At 38.2% G+C, this 18420-nt stretch carries 17 protein-coding genes; 13 read left to right on the forward strand and 4 right to left on the reverse strand.

Going from position 1 to position 18420, the window contains the following annotated elements:
- Positions 1-5: 5 nt before the first annotated feature.
- Positions 6-743 (reverse strand): class I SAM-dependent methyltransferase, encoded by a 738-nt coding sequence (locus EWU22_RS00425; protein WP_130923963.1) that lies wholly within the window; start codon positions 741-743, stop codon positions 6-8.
- Positions 744-748: 5 nt separating this feature from the next.
- Positions 749-1687 carry a GDP-L-fucose synthase gene (gene fcl / locus EWU22_RS00430; protein ID WP_130923964.1) on the reverse strand — a complete coding sequence of 313 codons (939 nt, stop codon included), beginning with the start codon at positions 1685-1687 and terminating at the stop codon, positions 749-751.
- A gap of 120 nt (positions 1688-1807) precedes the next feature.
- On the opposite strand from fcl, the gene EWU22_RS00435 reads away from it, so the two are divergent.
- From EWU22_RS00435 to EWU22_RS00450, 4 genes are read left to right on the forward strand one after another with little or no spacing between them, the layout of a single operon-like run.
- On the forward strand, positions 1808-2746 hold the full coding sequence (locus EWU22_RS00435; RefSeq protein ID WP_130923965.1) for a toxin-antitoxin system YwqK family antitoxin: 939 nt from the start codon (positions 1808-1810) through the stop codon (positions 2744-2746).
- Entirely contained in the window at positions 2746-3099 is a 354-nt protein-coding gene (locus EWU22_RS00440) for a hypothetical protein (RefSeq protein WP_130923966.1), read from the forward strand. Before EWU22_RS00435 ends, EWU22_RS00440 begins: the two co-directional genes overlap by 1 nt.
- 44 nt (positions 3100-3143) lie before the next feature.
- Positions 3144-4673 carry a SulP family inorganic anion transporter gene (locus tag EWU22_RS00445; protein ID WP_130923967.1) on the forward strand — a complete coding sequence of 510 codons (1530 nt, stop codon included), beginning with the start codon at positions 3144-3146 and terminating at the stop codon, positions 4671-4673.
- Positions 4674-4675: 2 nt separating this feature from the next.
- Positions 4676-5317 (forward strand): carbonic anhydrase, encoded by a 642-nt coding sequence (locus EWU22_RS00450; RefSeq protein WP_130923968.1) that lies wholly within the window; start codon positions 4676-4678, stop codon positions 5315-5317.
- Here EWU22_RS00450 and aspS read toward each other — a convergent pair.
- Complete coding sequence (aspS, locus tag EWU22_RS00455) at positions 5312-7072, reverse strand: aspartate--tRNA ligase (protein WP_130923969.1); 1761 nt, start codon at positions 7070-7072, stop codon at positions 5312-5314. The two genes, EWU22_RS00450 and aspS, sit on opposite strands and share 6 nt — an antisense overlap.
- A 105-nt stretch (positions 7073-7177) precedes the next feature.
- Here aspS and crtD point away from each other — a divergent pair, with 105 nt between their 5' ends.
- Complete coding sequence (gene crtD / locus EWU22_RS00460) at positions 7178-8647, forward strand: 1-hydroxycarotenoid 3,4-desaturase CrtD (RefSeq protein WP_231962553.1); 1470 nt, start codon at positions 7178-7180, stop codon at positions 8645-8647.
- Between the two features lie 22 nt (positions 8648-8669).
- A complete protein-coding gene (locus tag EWU22_RS00465) occupies positions 8670-9143 on the forward strand; it encodes a DUF4293 domain-containing protein (protein ID WP_109324327.1) in 474 nt (157 codons plus the stop codon).
- Between the two features lie 2 nt (positions 9144-9145).
- Here EWU22_RS00465 and EWU22_RS00470 read toward each other — a convergent pair whose 3' ends face one another.
- Complete coding sequence (locus EWU22_RS00470; RefSeq protein WP_130923971.1) at positions 9146-10114, reverse strand: KpsF/GutQ family sugar-phosphate isomerase; 969 nt, start codon at positions 10112-10114, stop codon at positions 9146-9148.
- A gap of 88 nt (positions 10115-10202) precedes the next feature.
- Between EWU22_RS00470 and EWU22_RS00475 the strand changes: the two genes are divergently transcribed.
- The 7 genes from EWU22_RS00475 to EWU22_RS00505 all read left to right on the forward strand — a co-directional run bounded on the left by EWU22_RS00475 (position 10203) and on the right by EWU22_RS00505 (position 18418).
- Positions 10203-12524, forward strand: a complete 2322-nt coding sequence (locus EWU22_RS00475) for a RecQ family ATP-dependent DNA helicase (protein WP_231962555.1) — start codon at positions 10203-10205, stop codon at positions 12522-12524.
- An 8-nt stretch (positions 12525-12532) separates the two neighbouring features.
- Positions 12533-13819: a phosphoribosylamine--glycine ligase gene (purD, locus tag EWU22_RS00480; RefSeq protein ID WP_130923973.1), complete on the forward strand. Its 1287-nt coding sequence runs from the start codon at positions 12533-12535 to the stop codon at positions 13817-13819.
- 24 nt (positions 13820-13843) lie between these two features.
- A complete protein-coding gene (gene ricT, locus EWU22_RS00485; RefSeq protein ID WP_130923974.1) occupies positions 13844-15247 on the forward strand; it encodes a regulatory iron-sulfur-containing complex subunit RicT in 1404 nt (467 codons plus the stop codon).
- Positions 15222-15707, forward strand: a complete 486-nt coding sequence (locus EWU22_RS00490) for a gliding motility lipoprotein GldH (RefSeq protein ID WP_262708111.1) — start codon at positions 15222-15224, stop codon at positions 15705-15707. Before ricT ends, EWU22_RS00490 begins: the two co-directional genes overlap by 26 nt.
- A 4-nt stretch (positions 15708-15711) precedes the next feature.
- A complete protein-coding gene (locus EWU22_RS00495) occupies positions 15712-16194 on the forward strand; it encodes an Lrp/AsnC family transcriptional regulator (RefSeq protein WP_109324333.1) in 483 nt (160 codons plus the stop codon).
- 72 nt (positions 16195-16266) lie between these two features.
- Positions 16267-17364: an efflux RND transporter periplasmic adaptor subunit gene (locus EWU22_RS00500; protein ID WP_130923976.1), complete on the forward strand. Its 1098-nt coding sequence runs from the start codon at positions 16267-16269 to the stop codon at positions 17362-17364.
- A gap of 7 nt (positions 17365-17371) precedes the next feature.
- A complete protein-coding gene (locus EWU22_RS00505) occupies positions 17372-18418 on the forward strand; it encodes a glycosyltransferase family 9 protein (RefSeq protein ID WP_130923977.1) in 1047 nt (348 codons plus the stop codon).
- Positions 18419-18420: the final 2 nt, after the last annotated feature.

Below are 18420 nucleotides of genomic sequence, written 5' to 3' on the forward strand. Positions count from 1 at the left end.
AGGGCTTATTTTTTCACCCAGACAAAAATCATGCGGGTCGAGTTCTTTTCATCAAAAGAACCTAATTTATAATCTCCAAGCAAATCCACCAAATGTAAACCTGCTTTTGCCGCATAAGCAATGAAGTCATTCTTCGATATTAATTCAACTCGCTCTTCAAAATGATATGTCTCGCCCTGATCTTCAAAATCAATGGATTTAAATAAATAGCCATTCGATTCCCAACGTCTGATTCGAAATGTAATCCCTTCTCTCACTAAGCTTTCTTCTTCAATCAGATGAGCAATGACGTAGCTAGGGTTAAAAAAATCCATGACAAAAATGCCCTGTGGTTTCAGAACCTCACTTAGTACTTGAAAAGCTTGTTGGTTTTCTTCTTGTGAATCAAAATATCCAAAACTGGTGAAAAAATTAAATATAGCGTCAAACTGAAAATGTGTCGGTAAAGCAATCCTTAAATCATGGACAAAAAATGCCAATTTATCCGTTGAAAAGGCTTGTGCTTGTTCAATATTAGAAGGTGAGAGATCAAATGCTTTGACATCTAATTCTAATTCGTGCAACGTGATGGCATGCCTTCCTTTACCACAGGCCACATCTAAGACATGGGCACCTGCTTGTAGCTTTAATTTTGTCTGTAAGGAACGAATGAACGTAGCTGCCTCAACTTCATCACGTTGGGCATACAAAATATGATAATATGGGGAATCAAACCAGGTACTAAACCACTCCTTCACTTGCATCCTGCCTATTTCCTCGAGTTAGGGTTCTGTAAAAAATCTTGATAAGCTAATTGAATACCATCTTCTAGCACCACTTTATGCTTCCATCCAAGCTCATGCAATCTTGACACATCCATCAGTTTTCTAGGTGTACCATCTGGTCTAGAAGTATCCCATTGAATACTTCCTTCAAAGCCCGTAGCCTTTTTAACCATTTCAGCTAATTCCAAAATACTGACATCCTCACCCGTACCAATATTGATAAATTCAGCCTCATTATAGTTTTCCATGAGGTACAAACAGGCCTCAGCAAGGTCATCTGCATACAAAAATTCTCTTTGTGGAGAACCTGTCCCCCAAAGTGTAATAGAATGATCTCCACGAATTTTAGCTTCATGAAATTTACGAATCATAGCCGGCAATACATGGGAATTCTCTAGGTCATAATTATCATTCATCCCATACAAATTGGTAGGCATGACAGATATAAACTGACAACCGTATTGAGCTCGATATGCCTCGCACATCTTAATCCCCGCTATTTTGGCAATTGCATAAGGTTCATTTGTTGGCTCAAGGAATCCACTCAATAGATATGATTCTTTCAAAGGCTGTGGAGCCAATTTGGGATAAATACAAGAAGAACCTAAAAACATTAACTTCTTAACCTGATTAACAAATGAAGCATGAATCACATGATTTTGAATCGCTAAATTCTCATACAAGAAATCCGCACGATAGGTATTATTAGCAACAATTCCTCCTACTTTTGCTGCAGCCAAAAATACATAATCGGGTTTTTCTAATGCAAAAAATGCATCTACTGCTGCTTGATTTCTTAAATCTAACTCGGCGGATGTTCGCAGAATTAAATTGACATACCCTTGTGAAAGTAACTGCCTAACGATGGATGAACCCACCATTCCTCGATGTCCAGCGACGTATATTTTAGCTTCTTTTTCCAATGAATTCAATTTTTACTTAATGAATGCGGTTTAAGAGTGCAAAAATACATAAAAGCAGGTTCTAATTATTTAAATTCTTAATTTGCGAAATATTTTTGCCGTGCTATCGTTTCATTTCACATGATTAAATCGAACTTATTTCTTGGTTTAAGTTTATTGCTACTCGGATATATTCCAGGTCTAGCACAAAATAGCGCCTTGCAAACCAGTAAAAAGCCCCCTATTGATAGTACTAAAAGAGATAAAGGGACCCTACAAAGTATCTCTGATGCAGTTGGAAAAGGAAAAGATGAAAGCGCTAACTGGAAAAAAGAAAGTAAGGTCATTTTATCTGAATTAGGGATTCAAAACATCGGTTCTAAATCAAAAAATAGCCCGAAAAAGAAAAAAGCAGAAATCAAAGACGAATACGAGGGTGTCAAAACTGAACGACGAATTGGAACATATGGTAGTGGAAATAGAGCAACAGTTGAAGAACTCAATGTGGTAAAATATATTGAAGATGAAGCTGTTAGCCCATATAGTCAAGAAATTTGGTGGTATGACCCTGCTCAATCAAGGGTAGTTAATTCGCCCATCAAAGACAGCAAAAACGCCCAAATTTGCCATGGCCCCTATCGAAAATTTGTTCATGAAAATCTAGTAGAAGAAGGCCATTTTTACATGGGGGTCAAAGATGGTCGATGGGAAAATTATGGTCAAGAATTTGAACTTGAAAACAAACAATATTACAAAAAGGGTTTCCCTGCGGAGTCCATTATTTCCTATTATGATAAAGAACAGAAAAAGATCAAAGAAGTTGTCCCAAAGGTTTATGGCAAAATAGTAGGGCAGTTTTTATCTTTTTATCCGAATGGACTACTTAAAGAGGAAGGTAAACTGGATGATAGTGTTAAGGTAGGTCGATGGAGAGAGTATCATGAAAAAGGAAGTGGAGGAAGATTAAAGAAAGAATGGCGTTATGGAAAGGATAAATTTGATACCTTTGTGCCAGTTCTAGTGCAAGAGAGAGATAATCAAGCTAAAATTATCTTTCAGAGTACCCAGAAATTTGACTGATGAAACAACTAGGTTTTTCTTTATTGGCCTTTGCCTTTTTGATGGTAGCTACGGTGTATTCGCAGCTTAATTCCATCACGGCTGCCTCCACCATACCTGTTTCAAAAACAACAATTAAGACGGACAACTTAGAATCCAAAATGTTCATGGCTCCCTGGGTGGAGCTTTGCGAGGAAGAGGAAGAAGAAGAGGAAGGTAATGCCCAACATGCCTTGTCTGTTTTTACTAAACACGAAGATTTACAATTCATATTTTATGCTGAATCTATTCAGGATACTCATGTATTTCAGTCTTTTAGGCTAACACATCCCCATTTACAAAGCTTTTCCCCTCCTCCAGACATGCGTGGTTAATCTCCATTTCAATTTATTGTAGATTTTAATCAAACCACATTTATATGTCATTCAAGAATTATATTCAATCCTTCGCGCAGGGGGATTGGAAATCAGGAATTGCGGTCTTTCTGGTCGCATTGCCCTTATGCCTAGGTATAGCTTTGGCTTCGGGTGCTCCTCTACTTGCCGGATTAATTGCCGGTATCATTGGTGGTACCATCGTTTCATGGGCCTCCGGTTCTCAATTATCAGTTAGTGGACCTGCGGCTGGTCTAACCATCATTGTAGCCAATGCTATTTTAGATATAGGGTCATTTGCCGGTTTTTTAGTCATTGTTATTTTAGCAGGGATCATTCAAGTGGTTCTAGGATTAGCTAAAATGGGAAAATTAGGAAGTTTTTTCCCCTCATCGGTTATTCGAGGAATGTTGGTGGCGATAGGTATCGTGATCATCTTGAAACAAATCCCTCATGCCATTGGTGATGATTTAGACTTCATCGGAGAGTTTGAATTTAACCAAAGTGCAGATGGCCAAAATACCTTCAGTGAATTAATTGGCTCACTTTTATCCATTAATCCTGGGGCATTAATCATTGCTTTAGGAGGCTTACTTCTACTGTTTTCGTGGACACCCCTTAGTAAAAAAGTACCCCTACTTTCTCAGCTTCCCGCTTCCTTATTTGTAGTCATATTGGGAATCTTAATCAACACGGCTTATGGCATGTGGATACCTGAATGGTATTTAGGAAACTCAAAAGAACACATGGTAGGATTACCTCTTTTTTCGAGTTTAGCTGAAATAGGTCAAGCCATGGTTTTCCCTGATTGGGCACTGCTCAGCAATCCCAAAGTATATAGCCTAGCCATTACTTTAGCTTTGGTAGCCAGTTTAGAATCTTTGCTTTCTTTAGAAGCTACAGACTCATTGGATCCAGCTAAAAGAATTTCTTCCGCTGATCGAGAATTAGTCGCCCAAGGAGTAGGTAATATTTTTTCTGGCTTTTTAGGTGGCTTACCTATCACTTCAGTGATTGTACGTTCTTCTACCAACGTATACGCAGGAGGGAAGAGTAAAATGTCAGGATTTTTTCATGGAATTCTCTTATTATTAGCGGTGTTATTACTGCCCCAATATTTGAACAAAATTCCATTGGCCTGCTTAGCGAGCATCCTTTTATACACAGGATATAAATTAGCGCATCCTTCCCAGTTCAAAAAAGTAATATCGGAAGGTTGGAAACAATGGATTCCATTTATCATCACCATTGTGGTGGTTGTCATGGTTGACCTACTTTGGGGTATTTTTATAGGAACCATTGTAGGAATTGGTTTTGTTATTGTGACCAATTACTCCTCCGTTTTTTCTATTTTCAGTAATGGAAATGAGATTTTGATTAAATTCCAAAAAGACGTCACCTTTTTACATAAAATGGCTTTAAAAGAAACTTTTCGCAAAATCCCTTCTGGCTCAGATGTGTATATTGACACAACGAAAGTTCATTTTATAGACCATGATATTCAATTATTAATTCAAGAATTTATTAACACCGCTCACGAAAGAGGCATAGAAGCTGAAATCAAAAAGAAATAAACATGAAAGAATATAAAAAACTCCTATTAAGTAATAAAGCTTGGGCCTCTGATAAATTAGCCGTAGATGAGCATTATTTTGACAATCTTTCCAAAGACCAAAAACCTCTTTTTCTTTGGATCGGTTGTGCTGACAGTCGGGTTCCAGCAGAAGATATAACCAATTCTAACCCAGGCGACATTTTTGTCCATAGAAATGTGGCCAATATGGTGGTACATACTGACATGAACTTACTTTCCGTATTACAATATGCGGTGGAAGTTTTACAAGTAAAGCACGTGATTGTTTGCGGGCATTACAATTGCGGGGGTGTACGTGCAGCTATGACCAACAAAGATTATGGTTTGATTAATAAATGGTTGAGAAACATCAAGGAGGTTTACGAAAAGAATTTCAATGAAATTAAAGAACTTCCCAGTGAAAAAGAGCAATTTGATCGATTAGTTGAATTGAACGTTAAGGAACAAGTGCTCAACTTAGCGAAGACAACTATTGTACAAAAATCATGGAAAAAATTCGAATACCCATACCTACATGGATGGGTATTCGATATGCATCATGGTGAGATTAAAGAGATATTGAACATAAATCCAAATGAATGGCAAAGTTCTGTGTTCTCTTTCAATTTCGACGAAGAATTATAAATCCGTCTTAATTTTTAGTTCCTTTAATTGTGCAGGGGCAAGGGGTGACGGTGAGTCAATCATCACATCCCTACCTGCATTATTTTTAGGGAATGCAATATAATCACGTATCGATTCTGAACCTCCAAACAAAGAACATAGGCGGTCAAAACCAAAGGCTAAACCACCATGAGGAGGTGCTCCATACTCAAATGCATCCAGTAAAAAGCCAAATTGGGCTTTTGCTTCTTCCTCTGTAAATCCTAAGACTTCAAACATCGTAGATTGAAGTTCTTTTTGGAAGATACGAATTGATCCTCCTCCCACTTCTACGCCATTCACTACTAAATCATAGGCATTAGCTCTTACCTTACCCAAATCTCCCGCCAACATCAAAGGAATATCTTCCGGCTTAGGACTTGTAAATGGATGGTGCATCGCAAACCAACGATTTTCTTCTTCACTGTATTCCAATAAAGGAAAATCAACTACCCAATGTACTTTATAATTGTTCGGATCACGCAATCCCATGCGAGTACCCATTTCTAATCTCAATTCATTCAATTGCTTACGCACCTTATCCCCTTCTCCACTTAAAATCAGGATCAAATCTCCTGGTTCGGATTGAAAGGCCTCAGACCATTTTTTCAAATCTTCTTCCCCATAAAATTTATCAACGGATGACTTCAATCCATCAGCTTGATGACGTACATAGATTAATCCTTTGGCCCCAATTTGTGGACGACGAACAAAATCAGTTAACTCATCTACTTGCTTGCGGGTATACTCAGCAGCACCTTTCACACAGATACCAATGACATGAGAAGCAGAATCAAATACTTGAAAATCTTTGCCTGAAGTCAGATCATTTTCTTCCCCTTTCAGTTCCACAAAATGCATATCAAAACGAATATCAGGCTTATCAGAACCATAATATTTCATGGCATCTGCATAAGTCATTCGAGATACTTCACCTATATCCAATCCTTTCACTTGTAAAAACAAATGACGGATCAAACCTTCAAACATATTCAGGATATCTTCTTGCTCCACGAAAGACATTTCACAGTCGATCTGTGTAAACTCAGGTTGTCTATCTGCACGTAAATCTTCATCTCTAAAACACTTCACCAATTGATAGTAACGGTCAAAACCTGAAACCATTAACAATTGCTTAAAGGTTTGTGGAGATTGCGGTAAAGCATAAAATTCCCCTGGATTCATACGTGATGGAACGACAAAATCACGAGCTCCTTCTGGAGTGGATTTAATCAAAACGGGTGTTTCTACTTCAATGAAATCAGCATCATCCAAATAACGACGCACTTCTTTAGCTACGGTATGACGCAAGCGTAAACTTTCACGAATAGGTGTACGACGAAGGTCAAGGTAGCGATATTTCATGCGCACATCTTCTCCTCCATCCGTCTCGTCTTCAATCAAGAATGGAGGTAATTTAGCAGGATTAAGGACTTTTATTTCACTCACCTTGATCTCAATATCTCCAGTGGCTAACTTATCATTCTTAGCTAGTCGCTCTACAACTACTCCTTTTGCCTCCACGACAAATTCTCTACCCAAATTACGAGCCATTGCTAGAGCCTCTGAACTCGATTTCCCCTCCTCTAACATCAACTGAGTAATGCCATAACGATCACGTAAATCAACCCAAATCATTCCCCCTTTATCTCTTGTCCGCTGTATCCAACCACATAAGGTAACTTCTTGCCCTACATGATCCAATCGTAATTCGCCATTCGTATGAGTGCGTAGCATAGTTTATTCTCAGATTAAAAAAATTTGTGCAAAATTACGGAAAATATCTGTTTTAAACATTTTGTCCTTTTAATAAGTTAGACCCAATTGAGAAATATCATGACTATGAAACAAGTTGGGGTTGTTGGATCAGGTGTTGGAGGATTAGCTTTTGCAATCCGCATGGCTTGTTTAGGACATCAAGTTCAGGTATTTGAAGCTAATTCTTTTCCAGGTGGTAAACTATCCGAATTTCAAATCAATGGCTTTCGATTTGATGCTGGTCCTTCGCTATTTACCCTACCACATTTAGTGGATGAGCTATTTACGTTGGCTAATAAAAACCCGAGAGACTATTTTGATTATCAGCGATTACCTGAGGTTTGCCGCTATTTTTGGGAAGATCACACTCGCCTTATAACCTTACAAAATGCTGCGGATACAGCACATGAAATAGCTAAGAATTTGGGAGAAAATGAGAAAAATGTTCTCGATTTCATCTTGGGTTTACAAGAAAAATACCAAATCATTTCAGAGCTCTTTCTGGAGAATTCCTTACATCAAGCTAGCACTTGGCTTAGCAAAAAAGCCTGGAATGGTTATCTGAACATCCCACATTTGGGCATGTTTTCTACCATGCACCATGCGCACAAAAATCGATTTAAGAATGCTAAAACGGTTCAATTATTCGATCGCTATGCCACTTACAATGGATCAGATCCCTACCAAACTCCCGCTACTTTATCCATCATTCCTCATTTGGAATACAACATTGGCGCTTTTTTTCCAAGTGGAGGCATGATTGCTATTACCCAATCTTTGTACCAACTAGCCACCGATTTAGGCGTGCAATTTCATTTTAATGAAAAAGTCAATAGAATACTTTGTGAAAATAAACAAGCAGTTGGTCTTGAAACAGCTCAAGGAGAATATCCATTTGATATACTAGCAAGTAATATGGATATCCGTCCATCCTATCAACAATTATTGCCAGATCAAATTCAACCAAAAAGACTCCTACAACAAGAAAAATCAAGCTCAGGGATAATCTTTTATTGGGGAATGAGTAAACAATGGGATGAATTAGGGGTACATAACATTTTCTTCTCAGAACAATATCAAGCAGAATTTAAGGCCCTATTTACCGACAAAACCTTATCGAGTGACCCCACCGTATATCTCCATATCTCTAGTAAAGTTGCCCCTGAAGATGCACCAGTGGGTGGAGAAAATTGGTTTATTTTAATCAATGCCCCTGCCAATGAAGGTCAAAATTGGGATGAATTATTACGACTAACTCGAGAAAGAGTCATTCAAAAAATCAGTCGGGCTTTGGGTGAAGATATTAGCTCCTACATCGTCGTTGAGGATTATTTAGATCCGAGAAGAATTGAAGAAAGAACATCATCCTCAGGTGGCGCTCTGTATGGCAATGCTTCCAACAATCGTTTTGCTGCCTTTTTGCGTCACCCAAATTACCGAAGTGCTATCAAAAACCTGTATTGGATTGGAGGAAGTGTACACCCAGGTGGCGGAATCCCACTTTGCTTATCTTCTGCCAAAATTGCCGCCAAGCTTTTTCAAGAAAATGCGTAATTTCGCAGAAAATTGAAATAACATGATTCAAAGACCCCAATCTATTTTCTTACTCATTGTTCTTATTGCCGAAATTTTAGTCATAGCAGGCTGGCCATTATGGACCAAAACTGGTATGTCTGGTGAAACGGCACAAGTGTTTATCTCGGAATGGACTTCTCAGATCCAAGGAAAAGCACAGGTAGAAGCCAATTACATTCCGCTGGTTTTGCTATTGATTTCGGTAGCATTGACAGCCTATATTTTGTTCCAATTTAAAAACAGAATGCGCCAAATGGCATTGGGATTAGTGAATTCCATGTTAATTGCGGCCACCATGGGATATAGTTTTTATACTATTTATAAAAAAACGATTCCTTTGTTTAACCCAGAAATGCAAGGAGCTTATGACCTAGGATTTTATGCCCTAATTGTAGCCCTATTAGCTAATATGATCGCTAATCGTTTGATTCGTAAAGATGAAATGTTAGTACAATCATCCAATCGGATGCGCTAATATTATACGATTCCCTCACGTAGAAGGTCGTGGAGATGAATAAATCCCACGGCCTTTTCATTTTCAAGAACAACCAACTGTGTGATATTTTTTTCTTGCATGATGGCCAAAGCCTCTGTTGCAAATGCTTCCGATGAAATGGTTTTGGGGTTGGAATTCATCATTTGAACAATCTGGATATTCGCCCAGTCTTGTTGTTTTTCCAGCATCCGACGAACATCTCCATCGGTAATAATTCCCAATAATTCCTGCTTTTCGTTCATCACGGTAGTGGCTCCTAATCTCTTGGAACTAATTTCATGAATTGCCTCTTGGATACTGGCTTGAGGTAAAATACATGGAAACTCGTGCTGTGGATAAATATCCGCTACTTTTAAATACAAACGTTTACCCAAAGCCCCACCAGGGTGATATTTGGCAAAATCTTGAGAAGTAAAACCTTTGCATTCCAACAAACATACAGCCAAGGCATCTCCCAAAGCTAGGGCTACTGTGGTAGATGTGGTAGGTGCTAAATTCAACAAATCAGCTTCTTCATCCGCTTGAGCGTGGAGTACAAAATCAGATTGCAGAGCTAAATATGATTGTTTATTGGAAACCATCGCAATGAGGGAAACTCCCAATCTCTTAATTAGGGGCACTAAAACCTTAATTTCTGGTGTATCTCCTGATTTAGATATACAAATAACCGAATCTCCACGTTGTATCATCCCCAAATCTCCATGGATAGCATCTGCTGCATGCATGAACAAAGCTGGACTTCCTGTGGAATTGAGGGTAGCCACAATTTTCTGAGCTATTAAAGCTGATTTGCCTATGCCAGTGAAGACAATTCTTCCAGGACTTGCCAATAAATGTTCCACACAAGCTTCAAATTCAGAATTTATAGCAGCACTAACTTGTAAAATAGCTTCTGCTTCTTGGGTTAAAACTTTTTTTGCTGTGGATTGAATATTTTTGTTTAATTTCAATTTTAGTAGAATTTGAGAACACAAAGTTAATTAACTATGTACGAATAATTCTGCTACATTGTGAAACATACCAGTAGTTCCTAAAATTATGCCCATTCAAATTTCCAACGATACGTTAAAGGAGCATCTCAAGAAGACCTTTGGATTTAGCCAATTTCGTGGAGAACAGGAAGCTATCATCCAAAATACGCTTCAAGGGAATAATAGCTTTGTGCTCATGCCTACTGGAGCAGGGAAATCTCTTTGCTACCAACTTCCGGCGATTGTAATGCCTGGAACAGCCATTGTTATTTCACCTTTAATTGCCTTGATGAAAAACCAAGTGGATCAAATGATCGCATTTGGCGTCAATGCCCAATTTTTAAATTCATCCCTCACCCGATCTGAAATGAACCGGGTGAAAAATGAGGTCTTAAGTGGTGATGTAAAATTATTATACATTGCTCCTGAATCCCTAAATAAACAGGAGAATCTCAATTTTTTACAACAAGCCAATATCTCCTTTGTGGCCATTGATGAAGCACATTGTATTTCAGAATGGGGACACGACTTCAGACCAGAATATAGAAAAATTCGTGCCATCATTGAATCAGTAGATGAGAAACTACCGATTATCGCTTTGACAGCCACTGCTACACCAAAAGTGCAACTCGACATTCAAAAAACATTGAATTTAGAAGACGCCAAGGTGTTTAAATCTTCTTTCAATAGAAAGAACCTTTACTATGAAATTCGTTCCAAAAAGGATATTGATAAACAACTGATTCGTTACATCAAAAGTCATTCGGGAAAAGCTGGTATTATTTACTGCTTAAGTAGAAAACGAGTAGAGGAAATTGCAGATCTATTACATGTTAATGGCATCAAAGCCCTTCCCTACCATGCTGGATTAGATCCTGCCATTAGAATGGCCAATCAAGAGTCTTTTCTAAACGAAGAAGTAGAAGTGATGGTGGCAACCATTGCCTTTGGAATGGGCATCGATAAACCCGATGTGCGTTTTGTGATACATTATGATGCTCCTAAATCTTTAGAAGGATATTATCAAGAAACAGGTAGAGCTGGTAGAGATGGTTTAGATGGGACTTGTATCTTGTTTTACACGTACGACGACATCCTAAAACTAGATAAGTTCAATAAAGATAAAGCCGTTTCTGAAAAGGAAAATGCCAAATTATTGTTGGCAGAAATGGTGTATTATGCCAATTTGGGAGTTTGTCGAAGAAAACAATTACTCAATTATTTTGGAGAATACATGGCGGAGAATTGTGGCTTTTGCGACAACTGCCTTCATCCAACGCCAACCTTTAAGGCCGAAAGAGAAGTTGTTTTAGTCTTACAAGCCATTCAAGAAACAGAAGAAAAATTTGATGCCGAACACATTGCTGATGTGTTGGAAGGCAAAGTGAATCAGTACGTTCAAAGTTACGATCATGACAAATTACCTGTATTTGGGGCAGGTAAAACGGTTTCTTGGAATACTCAAGCCGTGGACGATGATGACGACGACGATGATAATGAGGATGAAGATGAGGATAATCCAACTCCTAAAAAACCGAAACTAAAAAAGAAGTCTCAGAAGGACAATCATGCTGAAGATGAGAAGTCTCCATGGATTTCATTCATCAAACAAATTACCATTCACGGGTATTTGGTCAAGGATATTGAAAACTATGGCGTCCTAAAATTAAGTGAAAAAGGTCTCAACTTTATTCAAGATTCTTACCCCGTAACTTTCTCAAGAGATCATGATTATGAGAAAGAAGCCGAGCCAGATGAAAATGATGAAATGAATGCGGGAGTAGGGGCCAAAGCCTACGACGATGCTTTATTTGAATTATTAAAAAACCTACGTAAGAAATTAGCCAAGGAGAAAAACCTTCCTCCTTATGTTATTTTCCAAGATCCATCTTTAGAAGAGATGGCGACTACTTATCCAAGCACCCAAGAAGAAATGGCTCAGATAAATGGAGTCGGAATGGGTAAAGTGATCAAGTTTGGAAAACCTTTCTTAGATGTAATCAATCGTTACGTAGATGAAAATGAGATTGAAACGGCCCGTGAAGTTGTTGTTAAATCGACCGTCAATAAGTCTAAAATTAAAATTTACATCATCCAGCAGGTAGATCGTAAAATAGATTTAGATGACATTGCTTATCAGAAAGAGTTAAGCATGGCTGAATTAATCGAAGAGATTGAAGCCATTTGTTATTCTGGTACTAAATTGAATTTAGATTATTACATCAATCAAGTCATTGAGCCTGACAAGCAAGAAGAAATTTACGATTACTTCTTGAGTTCGGATACGGATAATATTACCGAAGCATTAGACAATTGCAACATTGACGACGTCAGTGAGGAAGAGTTGCGTTTAATGCGAATTAAATTTTTAAGTGAACTAGCCAATTAACGAATATTATGAATGTATTACTTTTGGGATCCGGAGGACGAGAACATGCATTTGCCTGGAAAATATCCCAAAGTCCATTATTAAGTCAATTATACATTGCTCCGGGAAATCCTGGAACAGCCCAATTAGGCATCAATTTACCCTTTGGATACGCTGATTTTACAGCTATTGTAGATACTATTAGAACCCATCAAATTGAATTAGTGATTGTAGGTCCTGAAGAACCCCTCGTCAAAGGAGTGCGGGATTTTATTGAATCTCAGGAAGATTTACAACATGTAGGAATTGTGGGGCCTGGTGCTTTAGGTGCTCAATTAGAAGGAAGTAAAGATTTCTCTAAAAACTTCATGCATGCACATGGAGTTCCTACCGCTGCGTCCAAAACATTTACGAAAGAAACGGGAGAAGAAGGTTTAGCCTATTTGGCAACACAATCTTTACCCATCGTATTAAAAGCGGATGGATTGGCAGCTGGAAAAGGCGTAATTATTGCACAAAGTCATGCCGAAGCTGAAAAAGCTTTCAAAGAAATGATCTATGATGCCAAATTTGGCGAGGCTAGTTCTAAAGTGGTTATTGAACAATTTTTGAGAGGTATAGAACTGTCTGTTTTTGTGTTAACTGATGGAGAAAACTATGTGGTTTTACCTGAGGCAAAAGACTATAAGCGTATTGGGGAAAATGATGAAGGATTGAATACTGGAGGCATGGGAGCCGTTTCTCCCGTACCCTTTGCTACAGAACGATTTATGGAATTGGTCAAGCAAAAGGTGATTGAGCCCACGATTCAAGGATTAAAATCCGACAACATCCCCTACCAAGGTTTCATCTTCATAGGCTTAATGAATCATGAGGGAGAGCCTTATGTGATTGAATATAATGCCCGTATGGGAGATCCTGAAACAGAAGTAGTATTGCCAAGAATCGAATCAGATTTCTTATCTTTGCTTCTTGCTGCTGCTCGAGGGGAATTAAAAAACGAAAGTTTACAGATTTCTAACCAATATGCCGTTACCACCATGGTTGTGGCAGGAGGTTATCCTGAAGATTACCGAAAAGGGGATATCATGTCAGGCATTGAGAAAGTAGAAGAAGCCCTAGTATTCCATGCTGGGACCCGTGAGCAAGACGGACAAATTGTTACTTCGGGAGGCCGAGTAATGGCCTTAACAGGCACTTCAAATACCTTGGAAAGAGCGATTCAAAAGTCTCAAAGGGCTGCTCAAACCATTCAATTTGAAGGTAAAAACTTTAGACGAGATATTGGTCTCGATGTATTACGCTACAAGTCGTAATGAGACCGATTGACATATATACTTATGGCATGTAAATCGTGTTCAACTGGATCATGTGGATCCAAGGCGTCAGCAGAAGGTGCTGTTTCAGGCTGCCAAAGCAACGGAAGTTGTGGTACTGGAGCTTGTAATAAAATGAACGTTTTTGATTGGTTATCCGACTTGGATATCCCTCAATTTCAGCGTTTTCATGTGGTTGAAGTAAAATTCAAAGCAGGGAGAAAAGAATATTTCCGCAATCCTAATCAATTAGCCTTACATACAGGAGACTCCGTCATGGTCGATTCTTCATCTGGTGTGCAGCTGGGTGTTGTTTCACTTCAAGGAGAATTAGTGCGCTTACAATTATTGAAAAAGGGCATTAAAGACGATGATAAACTCAAAGATATCTTACGCATTGCAACGGATAAAGATGAAGAAAAACATCGCATTTCACTAGAAAGAGATTTACCTACCTTATATCGTACCCGTCAGATCATTGGAGATTTAAAGTTGAACATGAAACTTTCCGATGTAGAGTTTCTTTCTGATGGTACAAAAGCAGTATTTTATTATTCTTCAGACGACCGAGTTGATTTCCGAGAGTTAATTAAATTGCTGGCTACTGAATTTAAAATCCGAGTGGAAATGAAGCAGATTTCCCTTCGACAAGAGGCGGGAAGACTAGGAGGAATTGGTGTTTGTGGAAGAGAATTGTGTTGTTCCACTTGGCTTACTGACTTCAAAAATGTCACTACTTCGGCGGCTAGGTATCAAAATTTATCTTTAAATCCTGTCAAATTAAGTGGCCAGTGTGGTCGCTTAAAATGTTGTCTCAATTATGAATTGGAGACTTACATGGACGCATTGAAAGAAATCCCTACGATTGAAGGCAGATTAAAAACCAAGCGAGGAGATGCCATTTTACAAAAAACGGACATCTTTAAACGCATGATGTGGTTTGGGTATGCTGGAGAAGAATCCATTTGGATTCCTGTAACTTGTGACCGTGTCAAAGAAATTATTGATTTAAACAAAAAAGGGATCATTCCTGACTCCTTCGAAAACCTGAATCCTGATGTGCCCGAGGTTGAAAAACCTAAATTATCTGAATTAAATTCAGATTTGGAAAGGATGGACAAAAAATACGGCAAGGGTAAACCTAGTGGTCAACGTTCAGATAATCCAAGAAGAAATAATGGTGATCAAAAAGCACGTGGCAATTTCCAAAAAGGAAATAAAGGACCGGGAAATAACCCTAATAGACCACAAAGCAAGCCCGAAGGCAGTACGGACCGTCCTGATAATCGAGTAAAACCTCCTGTGGTAAATAGTCCAGAAGGCGCAGAAAATGCAGGAGAGGCTACACCAAAACCATTTAAAAAGAAATTCAAAAAGAAATTTAAACCCAGACCACCTAGAAATGGCCCTGAGACGCCCACTGCTTAAATTCTTTCTGTTATTTTTTTCCTTGAGCTTATTAATAGCTTGTCAAGGTGATCAGGTATTTGACCAAACAAGCAAAATGGGAGAGCAAGGCTGGTCGCAAAAAAATCAGATTGCTTATTCTTTTGAAATTAAAGACATCCATAAATCGTATAGCCTGTATGTGGCTTTACGACAATCGAATGATTACCCATTCAATAATTTTTATTTCATCCCCAAAGTACTTAGTTCAGATGGTAAATTGATCAAGCAAGCTTTGGCAGAAGCCATCTTGTATGATCCTAAATCAGGCAAAGCCAAAGGAGAGGGCTTAGGGGATATTTACAGCCACAAATTCTTAATTTTTAAGCAATTAAAATTTCCCAAAAAAGGCAAATACAGTTTACTTTTGTCGCATGACATGCGAACAGATACCTTGGCTGGAATAATTTCTGTCGGAGCATCCTTAGTCCCTAACCCCTAAGCTTATGTCTAAGATTGATGATATTGATAAACAAATCCTCGCCTTTTTACATGAAGACGCGTACATGTCCAATAAAGACATGGCCCAGCGCTTAGGCATGAGCCCTACTCCTATCCATGAACGCATTAAACGCATGGAAAAAGACGGTGTTATTACGGGGTATAAAGCCACCATCAATCCCAATAAATTAGGTAAATCTTTGACCGTATTTTGCGACATCTCCTTGAAAGAACATGCGGCAGAATACCTCAAGCAATTTGAAGAAGATGTGATGAATTTATCAGAAGTACAAGAATGCTACTGCGTATCTGGTCATAGTGATTTCTTGCTTAAAATCGTTGTGGCTGATATGGATGAATATCGAGATTTTATCCTACATAAACTGGCGAGTATCAAGAATATTGGAAATGCACAAAGCCACTTTGTGATGAATCAAATACGAAATGAAAGCATTTTACCTTGGTTAAATCAAGAAAAAACTAGATAAACCTATAAACTGGGGTAGATGCACCAATAAAATTACCTAACTTGAATAATTAACATCGTTTGAATTGACCTTATGAACAAGATTACAAAAACAATCGTCAGCCTATTAGTAATCGTTTTGATATTAGGCATCGCCTTTTACCCCAAGGTAAAAAAGACTTTTTTCGCCGAAAAGAAAGAAGAAGGTAAAGAGAAAGGCAAAGGTGGTCCTGGAGGGGGCAAAGGTGGTAAAACTACTGTCGTAGTGATGGTGGTAAAATCAACTCGACTAGATGACATGATCAATTCTACTGGTAGTATTTTACCCAATGAAGAAGTTGAAATCCGATCTGAAATAGCCGGAAGAATTATCCAATTAAATATCAAAGAAGGAGATGTAGTCCAGAAAGGAACAATTCTATTACATATCAATGACGATGATTTACAGGCGAGATTAAGAAAGCTAGGCTATAACAAAAAATTAGCGGAAGATAATGAAGCTCGTCAAAAGGTATTACTTCAAAAAGAAGCCATTTCTCAAAGAGAATATGATATTGCAGTAAACTCTGTTAATACCATTTCTGCGGATATCGAGGATTTAAAAGCTCAAATTTTAAAAACAACCATTCGCGCTCCTTTTTCAGGAACCGTTGGTTTTCGTTACGTAAGTATGGGTAGTTATATTTCGCCTACTACGAAAATTGCTACATTGACAAATACTAATCCAGCTAAAATAGAATTTTCTATTCCGGCTAAATATGCTTCTCAAATTCGCAAAGGCAATACGATTGAGTTTGTGACAGAAAATGAGACAAAAACATATGCTGGTAAAGTATATGCCATTGATCCCAAAATTGACCCTTTAACTCGTACACTTCAGATTAGAGCTTTGTCTCCAAACCCAGGAGGGGTATTAGTTCCAGGTGCATTCGCAAAAGTTAACCTAATTTTGAAAACGAAGGGATCTGCCATTTTGGTTCCTACAGAAGCTGTCATTCCTGAATCCAAAGGAAGTAAAGTATTTGTTGTGAAGAATGGCAAGGCTGTTTCTACCAAAGTAGAATTAGGAACACGTGGGGAGAAAAACGTGGAGATTTTATCTGGATTATCCATCGGTGACACATTGATTACCAATGGTATCATTCAAGTTAAACCAGACGGAGAAGTAGATATTAAAGAAGTCGTTCAATAAGATAAAGATGCCCAGCATTTACCTAAGTACAGCTCTTTGGCAATTTAAATTCCGCAAATTAGGTTATTTATTTGCAGGTTTAATTGCCTATATAAAGCTCTGTACTTGGGTTATTTTCCAACGAATTTCACATCCATCTAGACCAGTGGTGGGGGTATTGTTAGCTCAACATCTTGGTGATATTGTCGCCTCAGAGCCTATCATTCCTGCATTATTAGAGAAATATCCACAAGCTAAAATTGTGTGGATCATTCAAGGTCATTTTAGACCACTTTTAGAAAATCATCCAGGTATTTACCGCTTAGTTACGGAAGAAAATATGCTTTTTAGTTTCTTCTTAACAAAGTGGAATCCATTTCAGCAATTTTTCAACTTGCACTTAAATGAATTACGGAAAGATCCATATTTCCATATTCCTTTAGTCAATGAAACGGCGACAGAACTGAATATCAATATTCACAATTACTATTCCCAGCATAATTTATTGGAGAATTTTTCTCAATTAGCTGGCTTAGGATTATTGACTGGGCAGCCAACACTTTATTTACCTAACAAAAAGTTTAGCCTTCCTTTTGAAGGAAATTATTGGCTTATCCATCGGATCTCCAATGATCCTTGTCGCGAATGGACTGACGAAAATTGGATAAAACTACTACAAGCAGCTATTCGAGAATGGGATATCAATATAGTAGAAATAGGTACTAGCCAAGGATTAGATTTTCAACATCCGAATTTCTTATCATTGGTAGGCAAGACCAGTGTTGAGGATAGTTTATTCCTAATAAAATCCGCTCAGTTTTTTATTGGAATCGATTCAGGTCCAACACATTGTGCTAATGCTTTCCAAATTCCTGCTTTAATTATGCTAGGTGAATTTGCCGACTTTAAAAAGTATATGTCTTATTCCGGAGCATATCAATTAAGTAATATTGCCTGTCTGGTTTACCACGAAAATGGCCCAGCAAAAAAATTAAGCTTCGATGAAGTATGGACTAAGCTCCAGCAAAGCGTTGAGGTTAATCACATCTTACCAGAAATACCAAATCATAAATAATA

This window comes from Aquirufa nivalisilvae (assembly GCF_004307455.1).
GTDB classification, from domain to species: Bacteria; Bacteroidota; Bacteroidia; order Cytophagales; family Spirosomataceae; genus Aquirufa; species Aquirufa nivalisilvae.

What these genes read in the sequence shown, in the direction of transcription:
- EWU22_RS00425 (WP_130923963.1), bottom strand. Translation starts at nt 743, where the DNA reads ATGCAAGTGAAGGAGTGGTTTAGTACCTGGTTTGATTCCCCATATTAT.
- EWU22_RS00435 (WP_130923965.1), top strand. Translation starts at nt 1,808, where the DNA reads ATGATTAAATCGAACTTATTTCTTGGTTTAAGTTTATTGCTACTCGGA.
- EWU22_RS00440 (WP_130923966.1), top strand. Translation starts at nt 2,746, where the DNA reads ATGAAACAACTAGGTTTTTCTTTATTGGCCTTTGCCTTTTTGATGGTA.
- EWU22_RS00445 (WP_130923967.1), top strand. Translation starts at nt 3,144, where the DNA reads ATGTCATTCAAGAATTATATTCAATCCTTCGCGCAGGGGGATTGGAAA.
- EWU22_RS00450 (WP_130923968.1), top strand. Translation starts at nt 4,676, where the DNA reads ATGAAAGAATATAAAAAACTCCTATTAAGTAATAAAGCTTGGGCCTCT.
- aspS (WP_130923969.1), bottom strand. Translation starts at nt 7,072, where the DNA reads ATGCTACGCACTCATACGAATGGCGAATTACGATTGGATCATGTAGGG.
- crtD (WP_231962553.1), top strand. Translation starts at nt 7,178, where the DNA reads ATGAAACAAGTTGGGGTTGTTGGATCAGGTGTTGGAGGATTAGCTTTT.
- EWU22_RS00465 (WP_109324327.1), top strand. Translation starts at nt 8,670, where the DNA reads ATGATTCAAAGACCCCAATCTATTTTCTTACTCATTGTTCTTATTGCC.
- EWU22_RS00475 (WP_231962555.1), top strand. Translation starts at nt 10,203, where the DNA reads ATGCCCATTCAAATTTCCAACGATACGTTAAAGGAGCATCTCAAGAAG.
- purD (WP_130923973.1), top strand. Translation starts at nt 12,533, where the DNA reads ATGAATGTATTACTTTTGGGATCCGGAGGACGAGAACATGCATTTGCC.
- ricT (WP_130923974.1), top strand. Translation starts at nt 13,844, where the DNA reads ATGGCATGTAAATCGTGTTCAACTGGATCATGTGGATCCAAGGCGTCA.
- EWU22_RS00490 (WP_262708111.1), top strand. Translation starts at nt 15,222, where the DNA reads ATGGCCCTGAGACGCCCACTGCTTAAATTCTTTCTGTTATTTTTTTCC.
- EWU22_RS00495 (WP_109324333.1), top strand. Translation starts at nt 15,712, where the DNA reads ATGTCTAAGATTGATGATATTGATAAACAAATCCTCGCCTTTTTACAT.
- EWU22_RS00500 (WP_130923976.1), top strand. Translation starts at nt 16,267, where the DNA reads ATGAACAAGATTACAAAAACAATCGTCAGCCTATTAGTAATCGTTTTG.
- EWU22_RS00505 (WP_130923977.1), top strand. Translation starts at nt 17,372, where the DNA reads ATGCCCAGCATTTACCTAAGTACAGCTCTTTGGCAATTTAAATTCCGC.